The following is a 26,953-nucleotide window of genomic DNA, read 5'->3' on the forward strand; positions in this document are numbered from 1 at the left end:
GCAGCCGATACGGAAGGGAGACCCGAGCATGGCCCACGATCGAGCCGGGCGTTCCGCACGTCCCACCGATCTGGAAGACATCGCGCACCTGGTGACGGCGTACTACAGCCGTGTTCCGGACGCGGCGGATCCGGCCCAGCGGGTGGCGTTCGGAACGTCGGGACATCGCGGCTCCAGCTTGGACGGCGCCTTCAACGAGGCGCACATCCTCGCGATCACGCAGTCGATCGTGGAGTACCGCGCCACCCGGGGCATCACCGGCCCGGTCTATCTCGCCAGGGATACCCACGCTCTGTCCGAGCCCGCATGGACCACCGCGCTCGAGGTGCTCGCCGCCAACGACGTCACCGCGGTGATCGATGCGCGCGACCGCTACACCCCCACGCCCGCGCTGAGTCACGCAGTGCTGCGCCACAATCGGGGCGGCGCCAAGCATCAGGCCGACGGCATCGTGGTCACCCCGTCGCACAACCCACCTCGCGACGGCGGCTTCAAATACAACCCGCCGCACGGCGGCCCGGCGGACAACACGGCCACCGACGCCATCGCCGCGCGCGCGAACGAACTGCTGCGTGACGGGCTCACCGGGGTCAAGCGCACCACATTGCAGCGCGCGCTGGCCGAGGGCGTGGAACGCTACGACTACCTCGACAACTACATCGATGACCTGCCCAACGTGCTGAACCTGGACGCGATCCGCGGTGCGGGCATCCGGCTCGGCGCCGACCCGATGGGCGGCGCCAGCGTCGACTACTGGGAGGAGATCGGTCAGCGCTACGATCTCGAGCTCGAGGTGGTCAACCCGTTCGTGGATCCCACCTGGCGGTTCATGACCCTCGACAGCGACGGCAAGATCCGGATGGACCCGTCCTCCCGCTACGCGATGGCTTCGCTGATCGGGATCAAGGACGACTACGACATCTCCACCGGCAACGACGCCGACGCCGACCGGCACGGCATCGTCACGCCCGACGGCGGGTTGATGAATCCGAACCACTTCCTCGCGGTGGCCATCGAATACCTGGTCGCCAACCGGATGGGGTGGGACGCGCTGACCAAGATCGGCAAGACCGCGGTGACCTCGTCGATGATCGACCGCGTCGTCTCCGTACTCGGGCGCGACGTGCACGAGGTGCCCGTCGGATTCAAGTTCTTCGTTCCCGGATTGTTCAGCGGCAGCTTGGCATTCGGCGGGGAGGAGAGCGCGGGCGCGTCGTTCCTGCGGATGGACGGCACGGTCTGGACCACCGACAAGGACGGCATCCTGCTCGCGCTGCTGGCCGGCGAGATCGCCGCGGTCACCGGCCAGAGCCCGTCGGCGCGCTACGTCGAACTCGAGCGCCGCTACGGCAGCCCCGCCTACGCGCGGATCGACGCACCCGCCACCGTGGAACAGAAAGAGCTGCTCGCGAAGTTGACTCCGGACATGATCACGACGAAGGAGATCGCCGGGGAGCCCGTCACCGCCGTGCTCACCAGGGCGCGGGGCAACGGCGCGCCACTGGGCGGCCTGAAGGTGACCACCGAGAACGCGTGGTTCGCCGCGCGCCCCTCCGGCACCGAGGACAAGTACAAGATCTACGCGGAGTCGTTCCACGGACCCGATCACCTCGCCGAGGTGCAGACGGCCGCGGAGGAATTGGTGGGGCAGGCGCTGTCCGGTGACCGGTAGATCCAAGCCCCTGCCCAGCGAGATCTGGGTGCTGGTCGGGGGCGCGTTCGTCATCGCCATCGGGTTCGGCCTGGTCGCCCCGGTGCTGCCGCAGTTCGCGCGCGGATTCGGCGTCGGCGTGGCGGCCGCCTCGGCCATCGTCTCCGCGTTCGCGCTGATGCGGTTGCTGTTCGCACCGGTGAGCGGGCGGCTGGTGCAGCGGCTGGGGGAGCGCTCGGTCTACCTCGGCGGGCTGCTGATCGTCGCGGCGTCCACCGGCGCGAGCGCCCTGGCCCAGAGCTATTGGCAGCTCATGGTGCTGCGGTCGCTCGGCGGCATCGGCTCGACCATGTTCACCGTGTCGTCGCTGGCGCTGGTCATCCGGATGTCGCCGCCCGAACAGCGCGGCCGGGTCTCGGGACTGTGGTCGACCAGCTTCCTGGTCGGCTCGGTGAGCGGGCCGCTGGTGGGCGGCGGGTTGTCCGGGCTCGGGCTGCGCTGGCCGTTCGTCATCTACGCCGTGGCGTTGTTCGTCGTCAGCGTCGTGGTGTACTTCAGCCTGCGCAATTCGGAGTTGGCCGCGCCGGAGCCGGTCGGCGGCGCCCGCATGATGTCCTTCCGCGAGGGTTGGGCGCGGCCGGAGTACCGGGCGGTGCTGCTGTCGAACTTCGCCAACGGAGCCGCCGTGTTCGGTGTCCGGATGGCTCTGGTGCCGCTGCTCGTCGTCGAGGTGCTGCACCAAGCGCCGGGTATGGCCGGTGTCGCGTTGACGGTATTCGCCGCGGGCAACGTCACGGTGCTGTTCGCCGCGGGGCGGCTGTCCGACCGGTGGGGACGGAAACCGTTCGTGATCAGCGGCTCGCTGGTGTGCGCGGTCGGCACGGCGGGCCTCGGCCTGGCCACCGACCTTCCCTGGCTGCTCGCCACCTCGTTCCTGGCCGGGCTCGGTTCCGGCATGTTCACCCCCACCCAGCAGGCGGCCGTCGCCGACATCATCGGCCCCAAGGCGCGCGGTGGGCCGGTGCTGGCCGGTTTCCAGATGGCCGCCGACCTCGGCACCGTCATCGGGCCGGTCGCCGTCGGAGCCCTCGCCCAGCAGATGTCCTACGGGCTCGCGCTCGGTGTGACCGGCGCCCTGCTCGCGGTTGCGGCCCTCGTCTGGACTGTCGTGCCCGAGCCGCTGCGGCGGGGGTCTCCCGCTCACTCGGAGATGCCGTCCGAACGCTCCGCGGGAGCGGACGACGCCGAGCGGCAATCGGCGCGGATCGACCGTGCGCTGAACGAAGTGTCCGGCGCGCCGGTCGCCGACAGTCCGGTGCCCGTGGTGGCCGAATCCGCGGCGGTTCCGGGAGAGGGCTCGGCAGATCCGCAGACCGTGGTCGATCGGCGCGAGTCGGCGGCGGACGGTGTCCGGACGGTGGCGGAGTCCGACGGACCGACGAGCTGTCCCCCGGCCGGGATCGGCGATCGCCGCGGTGCGGTAGCCGACAGACCCGTGCGGACCGCGCCGGGCACCGCGGTTGTCGACTCGGACGAGGCGGAATATCCGCCGGGGCGCCCGATGTCCCGCGGCAAACGTCGGCGACCGGAGCGGCGTGCCCGCCGCAAGCGCTGAGCTACCCGGAAGCGGCACCGGATTCCCGGCGAGCATTCTAGTAGCTGCGCGGTAGGCGGCCGTCGGATCAGTGGCCCGGCGGGGGGAACGGTGGTTCGTTGCGGCAAAGTGTCAATGTGAGCGAATCGCGTTCGAACTACACTCCGCGGCCGATGTCCAGTGCGACCACCTACGCGCTCGGTGCGGTCGCGCTCGTGCTGATCGTGCTCATCGTCATCGCGGCGATCCGCTGGGGGCGGGACGACGTGGCCGTCCGCAACGACGGCTACGGTTCGGTGCGGGACCCCGCGGTGCACTCGGTGCTCGAGCAGAACGGCTCGATCCTGCTCGGCCGCCCGGACGCGAAGAAGACCATCGACATCTTCGAGGACCCGCTGTGCCCCGGCTGCGGCAGCCTGGAGCGCATCTACGGCCAAGAGATCGCGCAGCAGATCGATGCGGGCGCGCTGGCCGTGCGCTATCGCCTGGTGAACTTCCTCGACGCCCGCTCCCGGAGCAAGGACTACTCGACTCGCGCCGTCGCCGCGAACCAGTGTGTGGCCGAAGCGGGTTCGGGGCCGGTCTACTCCAAGTTCCACACCGAACTGTTCACCACGAAGCGTCCTAGTGAAGGCGGCGCCGACCTGAGCAACGAGGAACTCGCCGCGATCGCGGGCGACGCCGGAGCCGCCGAGCCCGTGCGGCAATGCATCGCGACCGGTGCCGAGGTCGACTCCGCGCGCAGCACCGCGATGGCGCAGACCGCGGCGCTCGGCGAAGCGCTGGGCGGCTCCGCGGCCACCCCCGCGGTGTTCGACGGCACGACCAAGGTCGACACCAACGACGAGAACTGGGTGGTTTCGCTCGCCGGTTGAGTGGGACCGTAGTCGCTGCGGGCGAGTGTAGGGCCGACATCCGCCGAGCACGTCCCGACCTCAGACACAGCGGACCTTCACTAGCTGCATCAACGGGTGCTGGCGGCATCCTCGGCCGCTCATGGGGAGAGGGGATGGGCGCGGTAACCGACTCAGGCCCAGCTCGTACCAGGCAAGGCCGGTGATCTTGTCCTTCCGGCGGGCTCCATGGCCGGATGCCGACCCGGCAATGTAGTCGAGTTCCTTGTGATCCGGCAGCTTTTCCGGCGAACGGAAGGGCCGGAACGCCGACTCCACCAAATCGACGCCCCGGCCCACTCGACGGCACGACCCGACATCCCCAGCCCCCGAGGTCGCCGCTCGCCGAGTTTTCAGTTGGCCTGGGGCCGGGCAGTGGCTCCACCTGCCGCTGCCCGGCCCGCGCACTCGACGGCGCGATCCGGCCCCCTGTCCCTAGACCGCACCTCGAGGTGTCTCACATCCGCTCCGACTCCCGTCGGGGAGCTGGACACTCGAGACGAACAAACCAGCAACCCCATCTGCTCTGGCCGTTCCGAGCGTCCAACCGGCTATCGCCCTACGCCCTGATCGAAATTCGATTCGAACACGTGTTCGATACTAAGCCCATTCGCCCCCTCTGTCACCCCCCGAATCGAGGCGATTTGGTCGCCGACATACCGTTGGTGTAACTTCATTCAAGCGCGGCCGGGAAGCCGGAGCGCAACCAACCAGGGGCTATGGCGCAGCTGGTAGCGCACCACACTGGCAGTGTGGGGGTCAGGGGTTCGAGTCCCCTTAGCTCCACTCGAACAAAAGACCAGGTCCGGCGAGTTTCCGGGCCTGGTCTTTGTTGTTCCGGCAGCTCTCGAATCTCGGGCTTACGACACGACTGACGACAGTTCAGATCGCGGTGTCGTCGGAGGAGTCGAACAGGGTTGCCATCGAATCCAGCGCGTCGCGCCTCACCGCCTCGATCGCCTCCAAGTAGATGCCGGTCGTCACGGTGATCGAGCTGTGTCGGAGGATCTTCCGCACCGTCGCGGCCTCCACACCCTTCGTGAACAGCAGCGTCGCGCACGAATGGCGAAGATCCTGCACCCGGACCTGTGGAACACATGCCTTCTCGCGCAGCCGCTTGAACATGCGATTGACATTGCGCGGCTCGATGGGACGCCCGAGTTTCGTCGTAAAAACCAGCCCGGACTCACGCCATTGGTTGCCGGCGGTGAACCGCGAGTCCTTGTCGAGGCTGACCGACAGCACTCATGGCAACAGTCCGAGGTGATCTCGGAGTGTTGGTCTATTGGGCGCTGTGCGGCCGCTTGTAGCCGCGCGATACGCGGCAGAAGAGTGTGTTCGGCAGGCGACCTCGTCGAGGGCCTCCGAAACCTCTTCTGCACCGGCGGAGCTGACGGAAATCCGCAGTGGTCGCCCGGACTCGGTCCAATACACATCGACTGTCGCGTCGGTGTGTACCCGGAGATCGGCAAGGACCGAATCCGCCGCAGCCACGGCTCTCGCCGGAGTCACACGTCGTCATAGTTGACCGCGTCCGTCGCTGCGCGAGGCGATGGCCGCCGACGAGGGCGCTCCCGCAGCCAAGGGCGACCAGATCGGTTTCGGCAGATCCGTCACGAACACCGCAGTCCGTGATGGTCTTAGCCGTGCCCCCAAGACTTGGGGCGATCTTGAGTCCATGCGCTGCGGTATCTTCCATGCGATCGCCGCACCCTGGTCGGCGCGCAGAGGAAGCACGCCACATGTTCAAAAAATCCTTTGCGGCCGCCGCGCTCTCGGTGAGCGCCGCTGCCGTTCTTTCGGCACCGCCCGCCGCCGCCGACCCGGTCAACTGGGGCGCCGTTTCCCTCAGCGTGTGGGGCAACGTCTACGCGTTTTCGGTCAACCACCCGACGGAAGCCGACGCCATTCGAGCCGCCGACCGAGCGTGCAAGGGTCAAGGCATCATCGACTGCCGGATGATGGTGACGTTCGCGAACGGCTGCGGTGCAGTCGTGACGAGTCCGCTCGCGATCGTCGCAGGGTTCCCGATCGTGGGCTTCGGCAAGGGGGCGACGCCGGGGGAGGCATACGCAGACGCCACCCGCAACCTCCCCACCGGCACCGGAAGCGTCGGCTCGTTCAATCGCGAACATGCCTGCACCCAGCCTTGATCTAGTTCCAGCACGGTCCTCGGCAAGAGCGGATACTCGTGCGCTGAGGTGCTGTCGCGGTGTGATCCGGCCTGGGCGTGCACTATTCGCTCTAACGAGGGGGAAACCCCTCGAATCAGCCGAAAGTGCACGCCCAGACCGGGTCCACTCCTGGCCGGTTCGAACAGCGCGGCACGCGGCAATATAGGACGTTCACAAGATCAGCCCGCAGATCAGCGGCACTCGGTAATCAAGACCTCGATCCGGGAGGCGAATTCGACACTAGCGCCTTCGAGAACCTGGATCTCGAGCTCGAGGAACTCGCCCGCAATCCTGAGCGAATTTGCCGGGTTCTCCACGTCCCAGCCGTAGCGATCGCCATCCGTACCCAGTTTTGATCCCACGAATACCGCATTATTAGTCGGATGAGGTGCCGTACTCATCGAGGCGCTCGAGAGCCAGACGCACAGCCTTCTCACGAACCTCGGGCGGGTAACGCTTCGACAGGATGGGAACCATCTTCCTCTAGGAAGAAGCGGTCCCCAACTCGTGACGGTTCAAGCACATCCACGACCAACTCCAGCGCGAGCCCGGCCTGACCATCACCTGGCACGAACCGCACACCCGACCAGCCTGGTACGGACTCACGATCGTCTACCACGATGAATTCTTCGATGACGTGCCGGTGGAGCGCTTCCACGCCGCATTGCAGGCCGAGGGCTGCAGCGAGTTCGACCGACCCGGATCAACCTGCCCCCTCAATCTCCTGCCGCTGTTCCAAGATCCAGGTTCACTGTTCCCGGCCTTCACCGGCAAACTGGCCTACGCCCCCGGTGACTACCCGCGGGCGGAAGCGCTGCACCACGCCACGCTCAAGCTCCCCGTTTGGCATCGAGACGAGGACCTGCCGCTCGTCGACCGCTACATCGAAGCACTGCACAAAGTGATCACCCACCGCGCCGACCTGAAAGGATAGAACTCGATGATCGAGACCACACTGCTGAAGAAGTTGACGTGGGAAGCCGACCGGGACGAAGTGCAACAACTCGTCGTCGGTGCCGTCGTCCACCACGGCGGCAAAGTCCTTCTACTGCAACGCCCCGCCGACGACTTCATGGGTGGGATCTGGGAACTTCCGAGTGGCAAAGTCGATCCCGGCGAAGCCATCGACCAAGCCCTCATTCGGGAAGTCAAGGAAGAGACCGGCCTCGAGGTCACCGCCATCACGAACTACCTCGGCGAGTTCGATTACCAGTCCGGCAGCGGCAAGAAGAGCCGACAGTTCAACTTCACCGTCGAGGTCGGCCATGCCGAGCCCGTGGAACTGACCGAACACGACGCGTACACCTGGACCAGCCTGGCCGAAGAGCCACCGGTCACGGATGCCGTGAAGCAGGTTCTGGCGCGCTACCGCGAGAGCTCACCACACAGTCGAATCGGCCGCGCCGACGGGTACAAACCGAAGTCTCCGCAACGCCCAGCAGCCCGCTCCTGAAACGGAGCGGGCTACGTTGACTGGTGCAGTCCCTACTGGTCAGCTACAGCGTCCGGGAAAGTTCACAAGAACGCGCTCCGAAGCATCGAACCTTGACAGCATCCGACGACCTCCGCCCGGAGGCCACCTGCAAGACACAGCGTCCGTGCCGTCTCCGCCAGTGCTCGGGTGGTCGATCCGCCTGCCTCCGCGGCGAGGGCATTCGCCCGAAGCGCGCACCGGCGTTCGCTCGACGAACACCGGGCCGGTGACCCCCGGTGCGCAACCGCTACGGCGAATGAGACCGCCGCTTCTGGTCCCAGGGCATCGAGGTGGAGAGGTGCTTTCTCCGAAGACTTGGGTATCCGCTCGATGTCCTGCGGGGCTTCGCGCCGTGGTATCTGGATGGAGGAGCAATATGACCCACACCGGTCTTTCCGACACTGCCGGTCGGATCGCCCAGAACGACATGTTCGCGCGGTTCGCCCGGGCGGGCTACGTCATGTCCGGCCTGGTTCATCTGCTGATCGGCTACATCGCCATCCGGCTCGCGCTCGGTGGCGGGGGTAGCGCCGATCAGTCGGGGGCGATGGCCGAACTGGCCGCTAAACCGGGTGGGGTGGTCACCCTGTGGATCGGCGTGGTCGCGTTCGTGCTGATGGCGCTGTGGCGGCTGGCGGAGGCGGTCTTCGGTAAAGCGTCCGAGCCGGGCTCCGGCAGCTTGAAGTCCGAGGCGTTCGACCGGGTCAAGGCGCTCTCGCTGTCGGTGGTCTACCTCGCGTTCGCGATCACCGCTTTCCGCTTCGCGCGGGGCGGCGGACAGTCGAGCAGCAGTCAGAGCGTCGGGCTCACCGCGCGGCTGATGCAGCACACGGCGGGCACGGTCGCGCTGGTCGTGGGCGGGTTGATCATCATCGGGGTGGGCGGCTACCACGTGTACAAGGGAGCGAGCCGGAACTTCCTCGACGACCTCCGGGGGACCCAGGGCGCCTTCGTGCGGCGGCTCGGCACCGTGGGGTACATCGCGAAGGGGCTTGCCGTCGCCGCGGTCGGGTTGCTGGTCATCCTCGCCGCGACGAAAGACGATCCGAACAAGTCCGCCGGACTGGACGGAGCCTTGAAGACGCTCGGCGCGCAACCCTTCGGCGTGGCCCTGCTTCTCATCGCCGGGCTGGGCATCATCACCTACGGGCTCTACAGCTTCGTCATGGCCCGTAGCGCCAAGATGTAGGGCCGGTCAACGCACCGCGGTCAGCAGCCGGGGCTGCCGCCACAGGTTGTCGAGTTCCTCGGGGAGGTCCGGCACCGATCGCCCGTAGGACGCGGCCAGCTCGCTCGGGCTGAAGCAGCGCACCGACCAGCCGTGGCCGGACAGCCACTGCGCGGGATCGGCCCGCTCGTCGTCGTAGAACAGTTCGGCCGGGTCGATGTCCCCGAACGGGTTGTAGCGGTCGAAGTACTTCGTCTCGATGCTCGCGAAGCGTTTGACGTCGACGCCCGTCACGAAGCTCTCCACGGCGAGGTGGCTGCCGGGTGCGGACAGCTCGTCGATGTGCTCGAACAATCTGTCCTGCGCCGCGCCGGGCAGATAGGGCAGCAGCCCCTCGGCCGACCATGCGGTGGGCTCATCGGGGTGGAAGCCCGCGCCGCGCAGGGCGGCCGGCCAGTCCTCGCGCAGGTCCACCGGCACCGTGCGCCGCCGGGCCTTCGGTCGTGCGCCGTTCTCGGTGAGCACCTTCTCCTTGAACTCCAGGACTTTGGGCTGATCGATCTCGAACAACGTGGTCGCCGAGGGCCAGTCGAGACGATACGCTCGCGCGTCCAATCCCGCCGCGACGATCACGGCTTGCCGAACGCCGTCCGCGACGGCCGACAGGAAGAACTCGTCGAAGAACTTGGTACGGAAGCCCATGAAGCCGGGGACCAGCGGCGTGTCCGCGAGCGGGGAGGGATCGGCCAGCAGCCCGGTGAAATGCGGATGACCCGCGGCCGCCACGAACAGCGGTGCGTAATTGTCCTGGATCAAGGGATCGGGAGAGGCCGCCTCCAGCGCACGGAACGTCGCCACACCCAACGCGGTGAGCCCGACGCTACTGACGATGTCCCAGACGTCTCCATCGGTTCGCATACCGCACCCACTTCCCGTCAGCCCACCACGGCGGTCTCGTGTTCCATGACTTCGCTGGCCGCGCGTTCGCCGGAGCGGATGGCCCCGTCGATCCAGCCGCACATCACCGCGGAACTCTCCGTGCCCGCCCAGTGGATGCGCCCGCACGGCTCGCGCAGCGCGTGGCCGAATTGCGTGAGCACGCCGGTCGGCGCGTGGCTGAGCATCCCGCCGCCGGAGTACCGCTCGGCGCTCCAGTCCTGTTCGATGTAGTCGACGGGTGAGCCCGCCTTACGGCCGAACCGCTCGACGAGTGCGCCGAGTACCGCGCTTCTTCGTTCGGTCTCGTCGAGTCGGCCCACCTGTCGTGCGATGGGCCCCTCGATGATCACGCACAGCACCCCGGGGCGTCCGGTGTCGGTGCACGCGTCGATGGTGACCGTGGCGGGCGAGCCCGGGGCTACCGACTGTCCCGACAGGCCGTCGTCGCGCCAGAACGGTTCGTCGTACACGGCGGAGACCTTGATGATCGAGCCGCTCGGCATGCGCTGATGCAGGAACGATCGGTCTACCGGCAACATCGGCCGGTAGGAGATCTGGCCTGCGATCGCGAGGGGGACGGCCACGATCGCCCGGCGCGCGCGCACCGTCAGATCGGTCGCGCGGACCATGACCCCCTCGTCGTCCTGATGGATGCAGCGCACCGGCTGCGACAGGTGGATCGAATCGCCGAGTTCGGCCGCCATCGGCCGGTAGATCGCGCCCATGCCACCGACCGGCCGCGCGTCCTGCGCCGCGTCCTTGACGCCGAGGACGAAGCTGGGCCCCCCGCCCGACGCCATCTGGTACAGCACGAAAAGCAATGACACCTCCGAGGCCGCTGACGTGTAGCAGCCGGCTATGGCCGTCTCGAGCAGATCGTGCGCGGGCTTGGACAGCACATTGCCTTCCAGCCAGTGCGCCAAGCTGACCTGATCCCACTTGTCGGCCTTCTTCGCCGACCACGGCGCTTCCAGGGGAACCGACTTGCACATATGCCCCAGCTCGAGGAACACCGCCCCGAGGTTCATCGCCGCCCACGGACTCATGGTCCACGGGATGGTGCCGGTGTACCGGTGCTGCTTGCCGTCGACGACCATCATCGCCTCGCCGTCGGTGTACTGCTTGTAGCTCGGTACCCCGTACTCGGTCATCAGCGCCCGGACGCGGTCTTGACCCGGCCCGATCCAGGCGCCGCCGAGATCGATCCACGACCCGTCGTCGCGCACTCGGGTGAATGTGCGCCCCCCGAGCCGGTCGCGCGCTTCCAGCAGCGCCACCGATCGGCCCGTTTGTTTCAGCCGCAGCGCGGCCGTCATTCCCGCGAATCCCCCGCCGATTACGCAAAAGTCGACGTCAGTCATGGCGTGCCGTCCTCGTGTCGCAGTAGCGCGCACGGCCGCCGTGTCACCTGCGCTCGACCGGAGCTATCAGCACAGCGGGTGCATTCGCCTTCGATCAGGTCTACGCGTCGAATCTCGGGCAATTCTATAGCAAATTGCACTGGGCGGTCATCTCTCGCCATTTGCCGTACGGACGCTCGGCAAGCTGCCTACGCTTCGGATCTTGTTGTCCGACCGCCTGGAGCCCTTTCGATGACGATGTCCCCGTCCTCCGCGCACAGCCACGCGCCGCATGGTTCGCCGATCGATACCGACGGACCGCGGATCCCTTTGTACTCCGCCGAATTCGCCGCGGACCCGCACGCTGCCTATCGCGAGATGCGGGCGCGGTACGGCTCGCTGGCGCCGGTGGAACTGGCGCCGGATATACCGGCGACGTTGGTGATCGGCTATCACGCCGCCGTGCGGATCGTGAACGACCCGGAGCACTTTCCGGCCGACCCCCGCGCGTGGCAGCAGGACATCGCCGCCGACTGCCCGGTGTTGCCGATGATGCAGTGGCGGCCCAACGCGTTGCGGAATGCCGGGGCCGAGCACGCCCGCTACCGGCAGGCCAACGTCGCGGGGCTGGAGAAGATCGACCTGTACGGCTTGCGCGACACGGTCGCGCAGCTGGCGACGCCGCTGATCAACTCGTTCTGCGCGGACGGGTCCGCGGATGTGGTGCGCCAGTACGCGTTTCCGCTTTCCTTCGCGGTGCTGAACGCCATGCTGGGTTGCCCGGCCGAGATCGCCCAGCGCGCCGCCACCGGCATGGCCGCGATCTTCGAGGGTGTCGAGGCCGAGCGCGGGAACAAGATGCTCATCGATTCGCTGGGGGAGCTGACCCTGCTGAAACGGGCCGAACCCGGGGACGACATCACCACGCGCATGCTGCGGCACCCGGCCGAGCTGAGCGACACCGAAATGGTGCACCAGCTGGGCACGCTGTACGGCGCCGGCATCGAGCCCCAGCAGAATCTGATCGTCAACACGCTGCTGCTGATCCTCACCGACGAGCGGTTCGGCGGCAGTGTGCTCGGCGGCAGCCTGTCCACCCGGGACGCTCTGGACGAGGTGCTGTTCAACGATCCGCCGATGGCGAACTTCTGCTTCAGCTTCCCGAAGCAGCCGATCCTCATCGACGACGTCTGGTTGCCCGCTCATCAACCGGTCGTGATCAGCATCGCCGCCTGCAACACCGATCCCGCGATCCGCGCCGGACAATTCGCGGGCAATCGTGCCCATCTCGCGTTCGGCGGGGGTCCGCACGCGTGTCCGGCGAATTCGCTGGCCTATCTGATCGCCCAGGACGCGATCGATCAACTGCTCGACGCCCTGCCGGAGATCCGCCTCGCGGTAGAGCCCGGTGAACTGACCTGGCGGCCGGGCCCGTTCCACCGAGCGCTGACCGCTCTGCCGATCGTCTTCCCGGAGTCTCCGCCCTTGCCGCTGCTGTGAGCCACGGGCAACCACTGGACGCGAACAAGCGCGAGGTGTTTCATTCGCTCGAACTTGTAAGTTAGGCTCGCCGAACTTATCATCTCTGTGCATGAAGGTTCGGCTCCACCGCGTGTTCGCTCGGTCTCCGCGTCGATGGGTGGCGGCAATGGCGGTGGGCGCCATGGCATGCGCCCTCACCGCCTGCGCCGCGACCGAGGCGGGCGCCGACGACCGGCCGGTGGTGCTCACCACGTTCACGGTGCTCGCGGACATCGCCCGGAACGTGGCGGGCGAGCACTTGACCGTGGAGTCGATCACCAAAGCGGGTGCGGAGATCCACGGCTACGAGCCGACACCGGGCGACATCAAGAAGGCGTCCAAAGCGGATCTCATCCTGGACAACGGGCTGAATCTGGAGGCGTGGTTCGCCCAGTTCGTCTCCGACCTGCGGGTGAAGCATGTCGTGGTGAGCGAGGGCGTCGACGCGCTGCCGATCCGCGAGGACGCCTACCAGGGCAAACCGAACCCGCACGCGTGGATGTCGCCGCACAACGCCCAGATCTACGTCGACAACATGGTGCGCGCGTTCGATGAACTCGCACCTGCCCACGCGGCCGATTTCCGCGCCAACGCGGAGCGGTACAAGTCCGAGCTGCGCAAGGTGCACGACGAATTGACCGGCACCTTGAACGCCCTACCGCCGAACGAGCGCGCTCTGGTCACGTGCGAGGGCGCCTTCTCCTACCTGGCCCGCGACGCCGGACTCACCGAGAAGTACATCTGGGCGGTCAATGCCGAGCAGCAGGCCACACCCCAGCAGATCGCGTCGGCCATCGACTTCGTCCGAGGGCAGCGGGTGCCTGCGGTGTTCTGTGAGTCCACGGTGTCGGACGCGCCGATGCGCCGGGTGGTCGAAGCCACCGGCGCGGCGTTCGGGGGCGTGCTGTACGTCGATTCGCTGTCGGAGGCAGACGGGCCCGTGCCGACCTACCTCGCGCTGATCAGGCACGACGCGCAAACCATCGGTTCCGCCCTGACGGGGCACCGCCCATGAGCACGCCCGCGATCGAGGTGCGCGGCGTCACTGTCCGCTACGGCGAGGTCCCCGCGCTCGAGAATGTCGACCTGACCGTCGATGCGGGGCGGGTGTGCGGTCTGATCGGGATGAACGGCTCCGGCAAATCCACCTTGTTCAAGACGATCATGGGTCTCGCCCGGCCCGACCGGGGGACGGTGCGGATCGACGGCGGCGCCCCCGTGACGGCGCGCCGGGCGGGGATCCTCGGTTACGTCCCGCAGAGCGAGGACGTCGACTGGACTTTCCCGCTTTCGGTGCGGGATGTGGTGATGACCGGGCGATACGGGCGGCTCGGTATCACCCGCCGGGCGCGCAGGGCCGATCGGGAAGCCGTCGCGCAGGCGCTGGAGCGGGTGGAACTGACCGATCTCGCCGACCGGCAGATCGGCCGGTTGTCCGGCGGGCAGCGCAAGCGCGCCTTCGTGGCGCGCGGGCTGGCGCAGGGCGCGACCGTTCTGCTGCTCGACGAGCCGTTCGCGGGCGTCGACAAGCGTTCGGAGGCCACGATCACCGCGCTGCTGCGCGAGCTCGCCGCCGGCGGGGCCACCATCCTGGTGTCGACGCACGATCTGCACGCCCTGCCCGGCCTCGCCGACGAGGCGGTGCTGCTGATGCGGACGGTGCTCGCCCAGGGCAGCCCCGACGCGGTGCTGCGCCCGGAGAACCTGGCCAGGGCGTTCGGCCTGGATGTGATGAACCGGGTGTGAGCCCGGCCGAGTGTGGGACGGACGTATGAGCTTCACCGAAATCTTGACCGACCCCTTGCGTTACGAGTTCATGGTGCGCGCGCTGGCCACCACCGTGACCGCGGCGCTGGTGTGCGCGGTGCTGTCCTGCTGGCTGGTGCTGATCGGGTGGTCGCTGATGGGGGACGCCGTCTCGCACGCCGTGCTGCCCGGCGTGGTGCTGGCCTACATCCTCGGGCTGCCGTTCGCGGTGGGCGCGATCGTGTTCGGGTTCCTGGCGGTGGCGTTGATCGGCGTGGTGCGCGACACCAGCCGGATCAAGGAGGACGCCGCCATCGGCATCGTCTTCACGACACTGTTCGCGTTCGGCCTGGTGCTCGTCTCGGTGACGCCGAGCCAAACCGACCTGAACCACATCGTGTTCGGCAACCTGCTGGGTGTGAGCCGCGCCGAGCTGATCCAGGTGGTGATCCTGGCCGCGATCACCCTCGCCGCGCTCGTCCTCAAACGTCGTGACTTCACCCTGTACGCCTTCGACCCCACGCACGCGCACGCCATCGGCCTCAGCCCCCGGTTGCTCGGCACGGCACTGCTCGGCCTGCTGGCCCTCACCGCCGTGGTCGCCCTGCAAGCGGTCGGCGTGGTCCTCGTGGTCGCCATGCTCATCATCCCGGGCGCGACGGCCTACCTGCTCACCGACCGCTTCGGCCGGATGCTGGTCATCGCCCCCACCGTCTCGGTGACCTGCGCGGTGGCGGGTCTGTACCTGAGCTACCACCTGGACACGGCTCCCGGCGGCATGGTCGTCGTGGTCCAGGGACTGTTCTTCACGGCCGTGTATCTGTTCGCGCCCCGGCAAGGCGTGCTCGGACGGCGGATCTTCGCGGCGCGTCGCGCGGATTCGATGAGCGCTTGATCGGCGAACCCACGGCGACCGAAAGGTCGAGTTCCGTGCCGTCAAGACTGGATTTCGTTGCGGCCGAGCGGTTCTCGGGGAGGCACGCGAGCGCCGGTCGCGGATGCCGCTCTTCAACCAGCGCGTCCCGGCCGTCCGCGCCTTCCCGGCGCCGGACCGACATGGCCCGCACCGTGGTGGACCGCGCGCCGCATGCGCGAAGATGATGTCTCGTGGTGGATTACACGACGATCTTCGATCGGGTCCGCGGTTCTCTGCTGGGCGGAGCGGTGGGGGACGCGCTGGGGTGGCCCATCGAATTCCTGCGGCTGGAGCAGATTCGGCAGCGCTACGGCGACGACGGGGTGACGGGCTTCCTGCCGCAGCACGCCGTGGACGCACCGCAGCAGATCACCGACGACACCCAGATGACGCTGTTCACCGCGGAGGGATTGCTGCGGTCGCAGCCGGGCGCCGATCCGGTGCCCGCGCTGCGCCGAGCGTATCTGCGCTGGTTGCAGACCCAGCGTCAAGAGGAGCCCGCGCCACACGTCGACGGGTGGCTGGCGAGTCTGCCCTTCCTGTACGCGACGCGCGCCCCGGGGAACGCGTGTATGTCCGGTCTGAACCAGCAAGCGCGGGGATACCTCGCGCCGGCGCCGCTGGGCGAACCCGGTCCGGTGAACGCGCATTCGAAAGGCTGCGGCACGGTGATGCGGTCCGCGCCGTTCGGGCTGGCCGGTGTGGGGCCGGACCAGGCGTTCACCACAGCGGCACGGGCCGCGCAGCTGACCCACGGACATCCCACCGGATATCTGGCCGCGGGCGCGTTCGCTGCACTGATCGATCGCGTGGTGACCGGTATCGAGTTGCCGATCGCGGTGCGCGAGACGGTCGATCAGCTTCGGGCCCATCCCGCGAGCGCGGAAACCGTGGAAGCACTGTCCCGGGCGGTCGAGTTGTCCGAGGGGGCGGTCTCCGCCGAACAGGTGGAGCAGGTCGGTGAGGGGTGGGTCGCGGAGGAGTGCCTGGCCATCGCGGTCTATTGCGCTCTGCACGCGGCCAGGACCGGCGATGTGCGCGCGGCGCTGCTGCTGTCGGTGAACCACTCCGGCGACTCCGATTCCACCGGTGCTGTGGCGGGCAATCTGATCGGCGCCGTGCACGGCGTCTCGGGACTGCCGATGGAGTGGGCGGCCGCGGTCGAGGGACGCGACGTGCTGGTCCGGGTCGCCGACGATCTCGTCATGAACTTCGGTCTCGGCGACCGGGCCGCGCTCGCCCCGCGATACCCCCGCGACGAAGGTCTGTGACGACGATCAGGACGAGGCTTCCTCGCGCACTGCGTTCTCCGCTCCCGTGCCGTCCGGTCGCCGGCACACCTCGAGCACACGGCCGCGCAGCCAGCGGTGCGCCGCGTCCGCCTCGAACCGGACGTGCCACAGCAACGACACCGTCACCTCGGGAGCGCGAAAGGGCAGGGCGAACGAGTGCATCCCGCGCCGCAGGACCGTGGTGTGGCGCTCCGGAACCGTCGCGACCAGATCCGAGGATCTCGCCAGCGCCAAGGCGGCGCCGAAACCGTCCACGACCGTCACGACCTCCCGCCGGTGGCCGGTGGGGTGCAGAGCCTCGTCGACCAAGCCCTCGTCCAGGCCGCGCCGTGAGACGTGCACGTGCCGCGCGGAGGCATAGCGGGCCGTCGTGATCATCCCGGTGCGCAGCGGATGCTCGCTGCGCACCACCCCGATGAACCGGTCGGCGAACAGGGACGTGCTCGCGATATCCGGAGGCAGCGCGCGCTCGATCACTCCGACCTCCAGGTCGACGCTGCCATCGCGCAAGGGACCGGTGTCCTTCTTCGTCTTCTGCACGAAGCGCAGCCGAACGCCCGGGGCGGCGCGGCCGACCTCGGCCACCAATTCGGGGCCGAACCGCTCCACGAAGCCGTCACTGCTCCGCACCGTGAAGTTCCTGGCCAGCCCGGCCAGGTCCAGCGTGCCGGCCGGCCGCAGCACCTCTTCGGCCTCCCGGACCAGGTCGCGTACGCGGTCGCGCAGTTCCACCGCGCGCGGTGTGGGCGTGAGCCCGCGGCCCGACCGCACGAGCAGCGGGTCACCGGTGGCTCGGCGCAGCCGCGCCAGCTGGCGGCTCATCGCCGATGGGCTGAGCGCGAGCCGTTCGCCCGCCCGGGTGACGCTGCCCTCCTCGAGCAGGACATCCAGAGTGATCAGCAAGTTCAGATCGGGCCGAGCCATGCGCACACGATCGCACAAGCTCGTTCGTGACATGGCGTTCGGTGCACAATCGGCTTTCCATTTGTGCGCCTTCCGCCAGGTGGGGGCGGGACCTAGCGTCCAGGGAGACACCCCCGATCGAAGAGGTCATCGTCGTGAAACCAGCGCAACCACTCGTGCGGACATCGCCCGTTCACCCTGCACCCTCGGCCCGGCCGCTGCTCGCGCTTTCGCTGTCGATGCTGCTGCCGTCGCTGAGTATCAGCATCGCCAATGTCGCGCTGCCCACCATGGCGGTGGCGTTCGCCGCTTCCTTCCACCAGGTGCAGTGGGTGGTGATCGCCTATCTGCTGGCCACCACGTCGCTGATCGTCGGCGCGGGCAGGCTCGGTGACATCACAGGTAGACGACGGCTGCTGCTCGTCGGCATCGGCGTGTTCACCGGCGCGACGCTGCTGTGCGGTCTCGCCCCGAATCCGGCCGTCCTGGTCGCCGCTCGGGCGCTGCAAGGAGCCGGCGCCGCGTCCATGATGGCGCTGACGATAGCCCTCGTCGGCGAAACCGTCCCGAAGAACCGCACCGGCAGCGCCATGGGTCTGCTCGGGACAATGTCGGCGGTGGGCACCGCGCTGGGTCCCTCGCTCGGCGGAGTCCTCGTCGTCGCCTTCGGCTGGCGCGCCATCTTCCTGGTCATCGTGCCGCTCGGGCTGCTCACGATCGTCCTGTCGATGCGCGCGCTGCCCGCGTCCGCGCCGGAGAAGAAGCCCGGGCGGTCGCGTTTCGACGTCCTGGGCACGTTGTTGCTGGCTCTCACTTTGGGCGCTTACGCCGCGGCCATGACGATCGAGGGGAGGTTCGGCCCGCTCGGTATCGGGTTGCTCGGCGCGTGCGCGGTGTGTCTCGGTCTGTTCGTCGTGGCCGAGCGCCGGGTCGAGGCCCCGCTGCTCACCTTCGGCATATTCCGCGACCCTGTCCTCGCCGCCGGTCTGGCGACGAGCGCCTTGGTCTCGACAGTCGTCATGACCACCCTTGTCGTGGGCCCCTTCCATCTCGCCCGTGCTCTGCATCTCGCGCCCGCCGTTGTCGGGTTGGTGATGTCGGCGGGTCCGGCGGTGTCCGCCCTCACCGGTGTGCCCGCGGGGCGCGCCACCGATCGCTTCGGCGCCGGGCCGATGGTGGTGGTCGGGCTCGGCGCCGTGATCGGCGGCACGACCTCGCTCGCGATGCTGCCCACCACCGCCGGTGTCATCGGATACGTGCTGCCGCTGATGATCACGACCTGCGGCTACGCACTGTTCCAGGCGGCCAACAACACGATGGTCATGAACGACGTCGCACCGCACCAGCGCGGGCTGGTGTCGGGCATGCTGAACCTTTCCCGCAACCTGGGCCTCATCACCGGAGCCTCGGTCATGGGAGCGGTCTTCGCCTTCGCGGTCGGCGCGAGCGATGTCACCGTCGCCGCACCGGAGCAGGTGGCACGTGGTGCGCAGTGGACCTTCGCCGTCGCAGCGCTTCTCGTCACCTGCGGTCTGGTGATGGTTCTGGCGGTACGAGTGCGCAGCTCTCGTCCGCGCCGGCCATCGGACGCCGGAAAGCTCGATGGCGGGCATCGAGACCGCCGCGAATAACGCTGTCGGACAACGGCGCCCGCCCTCGGATCTGGGGCCTGACGGGGTTCGGCCTCGCGTGCTGTCCGGCAAGACGGGGGTCGTCGGGGCTCCGCCCTGCGGGTAGCGGGGGGAGCGCCCGACGGCTTGAAAGAACCCTTATGCGCCCAGTGTGGGGGCCAGGTGCGGCCAGGACTCGTGCAGGTCGGTCTCGAATTGCCCCCAAGTGTGCGAGCCCTCCGAGCGGTTGACGTGAATCGCCGGTAGCCCGAGTTCCTCGAGACGGTCGGCGAAGGCCGCCGTGCAGGAACCCGCGATCGCCTCGATCGGGGGGAAGGGCAGGCCGCGATCTATCGCTCCCGGAGTGCCCGAAGCGGCGGACAAGAAGATGGTTTTCCCGGCCAGCGCACTCGCATTGGCGAAGGCGTCGTGTGCCCGCCAGAGCGCGTCGCCCGGCGATCCCCACATGTTGCCCGGGTTGCCCCCGCCACGGATGACCTGCGCGGTGACCATCGCCGCGCCCGCGGCGTCCGCGGCCCACGGGCACCCGCTGTAGGCCGCCACGGCGTCGTACACCTCGGGCGCCTGGATCGCGAGGTCGATCGCGGAGCCCGCGCTCATCGACACCCCGGCGATCGCGTTGCGTCCGGTCGTCCCGAGTTCGGCGTCGAGGGTCGGCGGAAGTTCCCGGGTCAGATAGGTCTGCCACCGGTTTCGTCCGACCGCCGGATCGTCGGCGCGCCAGTCGGTGTACATGCTGTACGCGCCACCGACCGGCATCACCACATTGACTCGCTTGTCGGCGAAGAACTCACGCACGTCCGTGTCGTCCCACCACGAGATCCCGTCCACGCCACCGCCGATTCCGGTGAGCAGATACAGCGTGGGCGCCGGACCGCCCCCCGCCGCACGGATCACCCGATTGGTGACCACCCGATCCATCGACGGCGAATAGACATCGATCTGCGATACCGAGCCGCCGAGCGGAACCTGCCCGACCACGTGCGCGCGCGCCGCCTCGGCGGCGGCGGGTTGTACGGCGAAGACGGACACTGCGACGGCGGTCGCCAGCGCGCTGACGAGCACGCCCAAATATTTAGAAGCACTCACTATTCCGTTGTACCCATCCGCGGACACGGCACTCATTGCGCCGGAACGTTTCTCGGCCGACTGTGAGTCGAAACATCATAAAGGCAACGCTTTTCGATGACGCGTCAATCGATTGTGTCTCCCGGTTCGGCGCTGTGCCGTCAGGCCACCGTGTGCTCCGGAGCGCTCCCTGCTGAAAGGCCGCGGTCACCTCGTCGGGTGGACCGCAGGACACCGGCCGCCCACAGCGCCGCGCCGATGTACAGCGCCTGCTCCGGAATACGTGCCCACAGCGGTGTCGCGGGTGCGCCGTTGAACGGGATGCCGGAGACGGCCGCGTAGATGTTGGCGGGCAGCATCACCACGAACAGGGCGGTGAGCCCTAGCCCCGCGGCCCGGCGGGTGCGGGTGCGGAACAGGCCCACCGCGCCGAGCAGTTCCAGGACGCCGGTCAGGTAGACCATCACGCCGGGGAACGGGACGACCGGCGGCACCATCGGGAGCAGATCGCCGTGGGTGGGCACCGGGGAGTCGGCGAACGCCTCCGGCAGGAAATGCGTTGTGCCGGTCATGATCAGCATCACGCCGAGGGAGTAGGCGGCGCAGGTGGGCCAGGCGGCGAACCGGCGCGCGCCGAGGGCCCCCGCCGTGCGCAGCGCGAGCAGGGTGGTCAGCAGAACGATGAGGGTTTCCATCATGCCTCCATGGGGACGGTCCGGCCGGGCGCCGGGGTCGTGGTGAATCGGATGAGCAGGTAGAGCAGGACGCCGAGCGGCGCGAAGAGGATGGTGAGCACGAGCAGCGGGCTGATCAGTAGCGATGGCAGGCCGCGGGTGCGGCTGTCGGAGAAGATCCAGCGCCCGAGGAACAGGTCGAAGGCCACGAAGTGCGCCCATGCCGCCGCTGCCCCGGAACTTTCCCCGAGTACCGCCCGCAGGCCGGACAGCTCAGGACGGATCAGCGCCGCGGCGAACGCGCCGAACTCGGGCACGACCAGGGCCGCGTAGATGATCAGCGGCGGGAGGCAGATGAGCGGCGAGGCGACGAGCGCGGCGGTCCTCCGCCATGTCGGCGCGAGGATCATCAGTGCCCAGAACGGCGCCGTGAACCAGAAGGTGAGGTCGAAGAGCAGTTCCGTCATCGGCTCGCTCCTGCCGGGAAGTGCTGCGCCGCAATGTGTTTCGGTCGCAGCGCGGTGGCCGTGAACGCCGTCGCGCCGAGCGCGATCGCAGCGAAAGCCGCCAGGGTGGCCGCGTCGGGATGGACCACCGACTGCCCGCGCAGCGCCTGCCAGGTCAGCACGGTGAGCAGCGCCGCGTAGGTCGCCGCGGCGGTTACGACGAGCGTTCGCCTGGTCTGCGCGGAGCGCAAGGCCGGGATCCGCCGCGATCCGAATTCGAGCGCGAGCAGCACCAGCGGAATCGCCTGCAAGGCGTGCATTCCGAGAAAATGCGGGACACGCAGATCGCCGCCCGCCGTGCTCCAGCCGAGCAGGGGTAGTCCGGGGCCGCCGTCGGCAAGCCCCACGGTGTGGGCGCCGCTGATCGAACCGCCCGCCGCTCGCTGCTCGGGCGTTGCCCGCACCATCAGCATCCCCAGTGCGGCGCCCGCGAGCGAGAGCGCGGCGCCGTACCGGATCGCCGTGTTGCGGGCCGGGTCGGCCGCCGGGTCGGCGAACAACGCCGCCGACGCGATGAGGGTGGCGATCCAGACCACCACGATGGATGAACCCATGACGTTCCACAGCGCCGCGTTCAACGGCGTCGTGAAATTGAAGTGGCTGGTCGTCCCCCGCACGATCTGGGTGGTGATGACGATCAGTTCCACCGCCAAGCCGAGCGCCGCCACCGTCCCCGCCCACCAGGCGATGCGCTGCCATCGAGTGAGCTGGGCGAGCAACCACGCCCAGGTCACGGCATAGATCAGCACCGAAAGGGCGAACTTGGCGGATTTGGCCCAGATCGGCAGCCCGGTCAGGGCGCGGTCGTCGACGATCATCCCCCCGATCGACCAGGCGACCAGCAGGGCCATCGCCACGGCCAGCAGCATCAGCGGCCGATGCCAGGAGAGAGCGGGGAAACGCTGGAAGAGGGCGGTCACGACACGTCGGCCTTTCAGGAACTCAGACTATCGATAGTTGCACTATCAGTTCTGATTATGGATAGCTGTACTATCTACTGTCAAGAAGCCGAACCAGTCCGAGGAGTCCGATGCGGATCGCCGAGCTCAGCCGCGTAAGCGGCGTCCCCTCCGCGACGATCAAGTACTACGTGCGCGAGGGGCTGTTGCCCTCCGGTGTGCGCACCCATCGCAATCAGGCCGAATACAGCGATGTCCACGTCAGCAGGCTGCGGCTGATCCGGGCGCTGGTTGACATCGGCGGTGTGTCCATCGAAGCGGCGAAGGAACTGCTCGCGGCGCTCGACAGCGGCAGCCTGTCGGCGCGGGAGTCGCTCGGCCATGTGCAGTATGCGCTGGGCGGGCGGAGATCGCAGGTCGGTGACGAGCAGCGGGAGGCCGCCGCGCAGAACGTCGCGGCACTGCTGGACCGGCGTGGCTGGCGGATCCACGACGACAGCCCGGCGCGTGGCACCCTCGTGGACGTCTGTGCCGCCCTGCGCCTGCTCGGCCACGACGACGTGGTCGCCGCGATGGACGACTACGCGGGCGCGAGCGAAGCCATCGCCGCCACCGACATCGCCCTGGTCCGCGACCAACCCGGCCTGGAGCGGATGACCGAAACCGCCATCGTCGGAACGATTCTGGGCGACACCCTGCTCGCCGCGCTGCGCAGGCTGGCGCAGGAGCATCTCTCCAGCACGCTGTTGCCGCCGGAAGACGACGCGGACCGCGCCGCCGGCGAGGTTTAGCCCGGCCTTCGCGCGGCATGCCGAAAGAGGACCAACCCGAGGCGAAAGGAGAGTCGCTCATGACCGATCAGTTGGATGGAACGCGCGTGCTGATCATCACGTCGAACACGGGGGTGGAGCGGGACGAGCTGTTGGTGCCGCGCGACGAACTGCGCAAGCGCGGCGCGCGGGTCACCCACGCCGCGCCGAAGCGGGAAGAGGTGCAGACGTATCAGCACGACACGGAGAAAGACGCCGTCGTGCAACCGGATACGTCGCTGCACGAAGTGTCGGTGGACGATTTCGACGTACTCGTCGTGCCCGGCGGCACGGTGAACGCGGACAAGTTGCGGGTCACCGACCGGGCGATCGAATTGGCCAAGGAGTTCGCGCGCGCGGGCAAGCCGATCGCCGCGATCTGTCACGGCCCGTGGCTGCTGGTGAACGCCGAGCTGGTGCGGGGTAAGACACTGACCTCGTACTTCTCGCTTCGCGCCGACATCGTCAACGCGGGCGGCGATTGGGTCGACGAAGCGGCGGTGCGCTCCACCGAGGACGGGTGGACGCTGCTCACCTCGCGCAACCCCGGTGATCTCCCCGATTTCGTGCACGCCATCACGCGCGAAGTGGTCCCTGCCGCACGGTGACCAGGCGATCTCGCGCGACGTGCCGGTTCAGTTGCCCGGCAGTGGTTTTCGCGGGTCGATCGCGATGCCGAGGTCGCGCAGGCGGTTGTCGATGAGCAACCAGCACTCGGTGGTCAGGCGGTCGACGAGGGCGGTCTCGGTGGTGTCGTGGTGCTCCAGCCACCAGCGCACCGAGGCGTCGACCAAGCCGAGCAGCGCGACCACCACCCGGTCCGCGGCCAAGGGGTCGGCCCCGAAATCCGGCAGGTAGCGTGCCGCCGCCGCGGAGATCTCGGCGGCGAAAGCGCTTCCGCCGACGCGCGGCTCGTTGCGGCCGCGCCGGTAGTCGCGTCCGACCAGGAAGCGATACAGATTGGGATGCTCGGCGGCCCACCGCACGTGCTGGGCCAACGGCGCGCGGATGATGTCCAGCGGGGTGCCGTCCACGGCCAGTTGCGCGCGAATCCGTTCGGTGAGATCCCGGTGCGCGTGCCGAGCGACCGCCAGGTCGAGTTCCTCTTTGCTGGCGAAGTGCCGGTAGACGTGCGTGCGGGCCAATCCGGCCCGATCGGCGATCCGGCCGGTGAGCGCGTGCGGGCCGTCCTCCTCGATCGCCGCGATCGCGGCTTGCACGATGGCGCGGCGACGCTCGTCCCGGCCTGGCCGGTTGCTGGTGGACCGTCGCGCGTCGGCGGTGTCCACCCAGGGTTGTCGTGCCACGCGGCTCAGCGTATCCGTCGGCCGATCAGGTGGTACACCTTGTACCCGGCAGTCGATTGGTACACACTGTACCCGTAACTGTCGGTATCAGACTTTCGCAAGGACACACCCGATGACGACCTACCGGTCCGCCTGGCTCGACGACGACCTGGACGCCCTGCGCGAGCTCGCCCGCTCGTTCTTCGCGAAGGAGTTGACGCCGAACATCGACAAGTTCATCGAGCAGCACCACGTCGACCGTGACTTCTGGACCAAGGCGGGCGCGCTCGGCCTGCTGTGCGCGTCGATCCCGGAGGAGTACGGCGGGGGCGGCGGCACCTTCGCGCACGAGGCCGTACTCATCGAAGAGCAGGCCAAGGCGTTCGACACCTCGTGGGGCGCCACGCTGCACAGCGGCATCGTCGCGCACTACTTGCTGCACTACGGCACCGAAGAGCAGAAGCGGCAGTGGCTGCCGAAGATGGCCAGCGGTGAGGTCGTCGGCGCGATCGCCATGACCGAGCCCGGCACGGGGTCGGACCTGCAGAACGTGAAGACCAAGGCGATCCGCGATGGCGACGAGTACGTGGTGAACGGGTCCAAGACCTTCATCACCAACGGCAGCCAGGCCGACCTCATCATCGTGGTCGCCAAGACCGACACCAGCGAGGGCGCGGGCGGCATCTCGTTGGTTCTGGTCGAGGCCGACCGGCCGGGCTTCCGGCGCGGCCGGGTGCTGGACAAGGTCGGTCAGAAGGGGCAGGACACCTCCGAACTGTTCTTCGAGGACGTCCGGGTTCCGGTGTCGAACCTGCTCGGCACGCAGGAAGGCCAGGGCTTCGTCCAGTTGATGCAGCAGCTCCCGCAGGAGCGGTTGATCATCGCCGTCGGGTCGGTGGCCGGGATGGAGGCCGCGCTGGAGGTGACGCTGCGCTACACGAAGGAGCGGCACGCCTTCGGCAAACCGCTGTTCGCGTTCCAGAACACCAAGTTCACCCTCGCCGAGGCGGCCACCGAGACCAGGGTGGCCCGCGTCTTCTTGGACGACTGCATCGCGCGGCATCTGCGCGGGGAACTGGACATCCCGACCGTCGCCATGGCCAAGTGGTGGACCACCGACCGCGCCATGTCGGTGGCCGACGACTGCCTCCAGCTGCACGGCGGCTACGGCTACATGACCGAATATCCGATCTCCCGGATGTGGACCGACAGCCGGGTGCAGAAGATCTACGGCGGCACCAACGAGATCATGAAGGAGATCATCGCCCGCAGCCTCTGATCGGGTGACCGGCGGTGTTGGCGCAGTGCCAACACCTTGTCGGTGCGCGGACCCGGGGGCCTACGCTTCGGTGAGGTCCACCCAGGTGGCCGTGGCAGAGACAACGAGGTGCTGGCCACCTCCGGCGTGAAGGGACGATTGCGATGAGCGACGTCGAAACTCCTCCGTTCAAGGACATCGTCAACGGGGCACTGGAATTCACCATCCCGATCGCGCACAAGATGGGCGTGCAGGCGGTGGAGGTGCGCCGCGGTTTCGCGGCGACCTCGGTGCCCGCCGAGGGCAACGGCAACCACTTCGGCGTGATGTACGCCGGTGTGCTGTTCACCGTCGCCGAGATCCTCGGCGGCGCGATCGCGGTCGCGACCTTCGACAACTCGGCGTTCTATCCGCTGGTGAAGGACCTGCGCATCTTCTTCCGCAAGCCGGCCAAGACCGACGTGCGCGCGGAGGCGACGCTGTCGGAGGAGGAGATCGCGCGCATCGGCGAAGAGGCGGCCGCGAACGGCAAATCCGACTTCACATTGCGTGCGGTGGTGACCGACGCCGACGGTGTGGTCGTCGCGGAAACCGAGGGGCTCTACCAGTTGCGGGCGCACGGGAAGTAGTCCGAGTCGTTACCCACGGCAGTGGTTGCGGCCGCTGTCGTGGCCGGGGTGGCGAACCGTTGGTGTGTCGATAGGCGGGGGCCGCGGAGGCGAAGACGCTCTCATCTCCGCGGTCCACCGCTATAACGCCTGGTCCGCGCCGTTTTACCAGGTCGGCGTGAGCGCGCCCGCGGTCGTGCGACGCATGCGCGGAGGCCCGTATCCAGGTCACGGATCGCTTCCGCGCCGCGCCGTCGTCGCATCGGGCGCGCGGCGGGGAAAGTGGTCGATATCGAAGATAACGAGTCGGTCGCTGGAGTCGCCCGCGCGCCCCGCAGGGCGGTTGTCTACCTACTACCGCAAGTCGTGGACCTGGGAAAATGCGACTCGTTTCACGATCTAATCGTGATCTCGAACACATAACGGAAGCATTACGCACGTTCTATATGGCGGATTTTCCACCGATCGACCTGCGGGAATGGCTGCGAGTCTCGACCAGGGGTCAAATGTCGCGGCGCGTTATTCGAACGTGATCTGCCGCGACATCTCCGCTAACGTCGGTGACGGCTCGGGGCAACACCGAGATCGAGCTCGAATCGCAGA

26 protein-coding genes, 1 tRNA gene and 1 pseudogene are annotated in these 26,953 nt (G+C 68.1%); 18 read left to right on the forward strand and 10 right to left on the reverse strand.

All coding sequences use genetic code 11. The features are described 5' to 3' along the window. Positions 1-28 precede the first annotated feature (28 nt). The 4 genes and pseudogenes from pgm to ACGF7Y_RS00940 all read left to right on the forward strand — a co-directional run bounded on the left by pgm (position 29) and on the right by ACGF7Y_RS00940 (position 4,924). A complete protein-coding gene (gene pgm, locus ACGF7Y_RS00925; RefSeq protein ID WP_393228017.1) occupies positions 29-1,672 on the forward strand; it encodes a phosphoglucomutase (alpha-D-glucose-1,6-bisphosphate-dependent) in 1,644 nt (547 codons plus the stop codon). Then, positions 1,662-2,843, forward strand: a pseudogene (locus tag ACGF7Y_RS00930) (MFS transporter); the annotation flags it as partial. The gene pgm and the pseudogene ACGF7Y_RS00930, both read left to right, overlap by 11 nt. 575 nt (positions 2,844-3,418) lie before the next feature. Then, entirely contained in the window at positions 3,419-4,120 is a 702-nt protein-coding gene (locus ACGF7Y_RS00935; RefSeq protein ID WP_393228019.1) for a DsbA family protein, read from the forward strand. Positions 4,121-4,851: 731 nt separating this feature from the next. Continuing rightward, a tRNA-Ala gene (locus tag ACGF7Y_RS00940) sits at positions 4,852-4,924 on the forward strand. 96 nt (positions 4,925-5,020) lie between these two features. Here ACGF7Y_RS00940 and ACGF7Y_RS00945 read toward each other — a convergent pair. Then, on the reverse strand, positions 5,021-5,383 hold the full coding sequence (locus tag ACGF7Y_RS00945; protein ID WP_393228020.1) for a tyrosine-type recombinase/integrase: 363 nt from the start codon (positions 5,381-5,383) through the stop codon (positions 5,021-5,023). A gap of 497 nt (positions 5,384-5,880) precedes the next feature. Between ACGF7Y_RS00945 and ACGF7Y_RS00950 the strand changes: the two genes are divergently transcribed. Continuing rightward, positions 5,881-6,291, forward strand: coding sequence for a DUF4189 domain-containing protein (locus ACGF7Y_RS00950; RefSeq protein WP_393228022.1), 411 nt, complete (start codon positions 5,881-5,883; stop codon positions 6,289-6,291). A 212-nt stretch (positions 6,292-6,503) separates the two neighbouring features. Here the strand turns inward: ACGF7Y_RS00950 and ACGF7Y_RS00955 are convergent, their stop codons facing one another. Then, positions 6,504-6,674, reverse strand: coding sequence for a hypothetical protein (locus ACGF7Y_RS00955; protein WP_393228024.1), 171 nt, complete (start codon positions 6,672-6,674; stop codon positions 6,504-6,506). Between the two features lie 275 nt (positions 6,675-6,949). On the opposite strand from ACGF7Y_RS00955, the gene ACGF7Y_RS00960 reads away from it, so the two are divergent. The 3 genes from ACGF7Y_RS00960 to ACGF7Y_RS00970 all read left to right on the forward strand — a co-directional run bounded on the left by ACGF7Y_RS00960 (position 6,950) and on the right by ACGF7Y_RS00970 (position 8,975). Further along, complete coding sequence (locus ACGF7Y_RS00960) at positions 6,950-7,246, forward strand: hypothetical protein (protein ID WP_393228025.1); 297 nt, start codon at positions 6,950-6,952, stop codon at positions 7,244-7,246. 6 nt (positions 7,247-7,252) lie between these two features. Then, the gene (locus tag ACGF7Y_RS00965; protein WP_393228027.1) at positions 7,253-7,765 is read left to right on the forward strand and encodes an NUDIX hydrolase; all 513 of its coding nucleotides are present in this window, start codon (positions 7,253-7,255) and stop codon (positions 7,763-7,765) included. Between the two features lie 397 nt (positions 7,766-8,162). Then, positions 8,163-8,975: a DUF1206 domain-containing protein gene (locus ACGF7Y_RS00970; RefSeq protein WP_393228029.1), complete on the forward strand. Its 813-nt coding sequence runs from the start codon at positions 8,163-8,165 to the stop codon at positions 8,973-8,975. A gap of 6 nt (positions 8,976-8,981) precedes the next feature. On the opposite strand, the gene ACGF7Y_RS00975 is transcribed toward ACGF7Y_RS00970, so the two are convergent. Together ACGF7Y_RS00975 and ACGF7Y_RS00980 are read right to left on the reverse strand one after the other, a co-directional pair. After that, the gene (locus tag ACGF7Y_RS00975) at positions 8,982-9,872 is read right to left on the reverse strand and encodes a class I SAM-dependent methyltransferase (protein ID WP_393228031.1); all 891 of its coding nucleotides are present in this window, start codon (positions 9,870-9,872) and stop codon (positions 8,982-8,984) included. A gap of 17 nt (positions 9,873-9,889) precedes the next feature. Next, positions 9,890-11,254 (reverse strand): flavin monoamine oxidase family protein, encoded by a 1,365-nt coding sequence (locus tag ACGF7Y_RS00980; RefSeq protein ID WP_393228033.1) that lies wholly within the window; start codon positions 11,252-11,254, stop codon positions 9,890-9,892. Positions 11,255-11,485: 231 nt separating this feature from the next. Between ACGF7Y_RS00980 and ACGF7Y_RS00985 the strand changes: the two genes are divergently transcribed. The 5 genes from ACGF7Y_RS00985 (at position 11,486) to ACGF7Y_RS01005 (ending at position 16,687) form a co-directional block, all read left to right on the forward strand. Continuing rightward, entirely contained in the window at positions 11,486-12,733 is a 1,248-nt protein-coding gene (locus ACGF7Y_RS00985; protein WP_393228034.1) for a cytochrome P450, read from the forward strand. A 163-nt stretch (positions 12,734-12,896) separates the two neighbouring features. Beyond that, complete coding sequence (locus ACGF7Y_RS00990; protein WP_393230841.1) at positions 12,897-13,769, forward strand: metal ABC transporter substrate-binding protein; 873 nt, start codon at positions 12,897-12,899, stop codon at positions 13,767-13,769. After that, positions 13,766-14,500, forward strand: coding sequence for a metal ABC transporter ATP-binding protein (locus tag ACGF7Y_RS00995; protein WP_393228036.1), 735 nt, complete (start codon positions 13,766-13,768; stop codon positions 14,498-14,500). Before ACGF7Y_RS00990 ends, ACGF7Y_RS00995 begins: the two co-directional genes overlap by 4 nt. Positions 14,501-14,525: 25 nt before the next feature. Next, positions 14,526-15,395, forward strand: a complete 870-nt coding sequence (locus tag ACGF7Y_RS01000) for a metal ABC transporter permease (protein WP_393228038.1) — start codon at positions 14,526-14,528, stop codon at positions 15,393-15,395. A gap of 215 nt (positions 15,396-15,610) precedes the next feature. Next, positions 15,611-16,687, forward strand: coding sequence for an ADP-ribosylglycohydrolase family protein (locus tag ACGF7Y_RS01005; RefSeq protein ID WP_393228040.1), 1,077 nt, complete (start codon positions 15,611-15,613; stop codon positions 16,685-16,687). A gap of 6 nt (positions 16,688-16,693) precedes the next feature. Here the strand turns inward: ACGF7Y_RS01005 and ACGF7Y_RS01010 are convergent, their stop codons facing one another. After that, positions 16,694-17,632 carry a LysR family transcriptional regulator gene (locus ACGF7Y_RS01010; protein ID WP_393228041.1) on the reverse strand — a complete coding sequence of 313 codons (939 nt, stop codon included), beginning with the start codon at positions 17,630-17,632 and terminating at the stop codon, positions 16,694-16,696. A 134-nt stretch (positions 17,633-17,766) separates the two neighbouring features. Between ACGF7Y_RS01010 and ACGF7Y_RS01015 the strand changes: the two genes are divergently transcribed. Beyond that, a complete protein-coding gene (locus ACGF7Y_RS01015) occupies positions 17,767-19,242 on the forward strand; it encodes an MFS transporter (protein ID WP_393228043.1) in 1,476 nt (491 codons plus the stop codon). 138 nt (positions 19,243-19,380) lie between these two features. On the opposite strand, the gene ACGF7Y_RS01020 is transcribed toward ACGF7Y_RS01015, so the two are convergent. The 4 genes from ACGF7Y_RS01020 to ACGF7Y_RS01035 all read right to left on the reverse strand — a co-directional run bounded on the left by ACGF7Y_RS01020 (position 19,381) and on the right by ACGF7Y_RS01035 (position 22,410). After that, the gene (locus ACGF7Y_RS01020; RefSeq protein WP_393228045.1) at positions 19,381-20,331 is read right to left on the reverse strand and encodes an alpha/beta hydrolase; all 951 of its coding nucleotides are present in this window, start codon (positions 20,329-20,331) and stop codon (positions 19,381-19,383) included. Positions 20,332-20,471: 140 nt separating this feature from the next. Next, the gene (locus ACGF7Y_RS01025; protein WP_393228047.1) at positions 20,472-21,008 is read right to left on the reverse strand and encodes a hypothetical protein; all 537 of its coding nucleotides are present in this window, start codon (positions 21,006-21,008) and stop codon (positions 20,472-20,474) included. Beyond that, positions 21,005-21,451 (reverse strand): ABA4-like family protein, encoded by a 447-nt coding sequence (locus tag ACGF7Y_RS01030; RefSeq protein ID WP_393228048.1) that lies wholly within the window; start codon positions 21,449-21,451, stop codon positions 21,005-21,007. The genes ACGF7Y_RS01025 and ACGF7Y_RS01030 overlap by 4 nt, the downstream gene beginning before the upstream one ends. Beyond that, the gene (locus ACGF7Y_RS01035; protein WP_393228050.1) at positions 21,448-22,410 is read right to left on the reverse strand and encodes a hypothetical protein; all 963 of its coding nucleotides are present in this window, start codon (positions 22,408-22,410) and stop codon (positions 21,448-21,450) included. Before ACGF7Y_RS01035 ends, ACGF7Y_RS01030 begins: the two co-directional genes overlap by 4 nt. A gap of 110 nt (positions 22,411-22,520) precedes the next feature. Between ACGF7Y_RS01035 and ACGF7Y_RS01040 the strand changes: the two genes are divergently transcribed. After that, positions 22,521-23,180, forward strand: coding sequence for a MerR family transcriptional regulator (locus tag ACGF7Y_RS01040; RefSeq protein WP_393228052.1), 660 nt, complete (start codon positions 22,521-22,523; stop codon positions 23,178-23,180). A gap of 59 nt (positions 23,181-23,239) precedes the next feature. After that, positions 23,240-23,806 (forward strand): type 1 glutamine amidotransferase domain-containing protein, encoded by a 567-nt coding sequence (locus tag ACGF7Y_RS01045; RefSeq protein WP_393228054.1) that lies wholly within the window; start codon positions 23,240-23,242, stop codon positions 23,804-23,806. A gap of 27 nt (positions 23,807-23,833) precedes the next feature. Here ACGF7Y_RS01045 and ACGF7Y_RS01050 read toward each other — a convergent pair whose 3' ends face one another. Then, the gene (locus tag ACGF7Y_RS01050) at positions 23,834-24,505 is read right to left on the reverse strand and encodes a TetR/AcrR family transcriptional regulator (RefSeq protein ID WP_062969500.1); all 672 of its coding nucleotides are present in this window, start codon (positions 24,503-24,505) and stop codon (positions 23,834-23,836) included. A gap of 112 nt (positions 24,506-24,617) precedes the next feature. Between ACGF7Y_RS01050 and ACGF7Y_RS01055 the strand changes: the two genes are divergently transcribed. Both ACGF7Y_RS01055 and ACGF7Y_RS01060 read left to right on the forward strand, forming a co-directional pair. Beyond that, entirely contained in the window at positions 24,618-25,763 is a 1,146-nt protein-coding gene (locus ACGF7Y_RS01055; protein WP_357116715.1) for an acyl-CoA dehydrogenase family protein, read from the forward strand. A 143-nt stretch (positions 25,764-25,906) separates the two neighbouring features. Next, complete coding sequence (locus ACGF7Y_RS01060) at positions 25,907-26,371, forward strand: PaaI family thioesterase (RefSeq protein ID WP_391465965.1); 465 nt, start codon at positions 25,907-25,909, stop codon at positions 26,369-26,371. The last annotated feature ends 582 nt before the right edge of the window (positions 26,372-26,953 follow it).

Source organism: Nocardia sp. NPDC047654, assembly GCF_043205035.1.
Taxonomy (GTDB): Bacteria; Actinomycetota; Actinomycetes; order Mycobacteriales; family Mycobacteriaceae; genus Nocardia.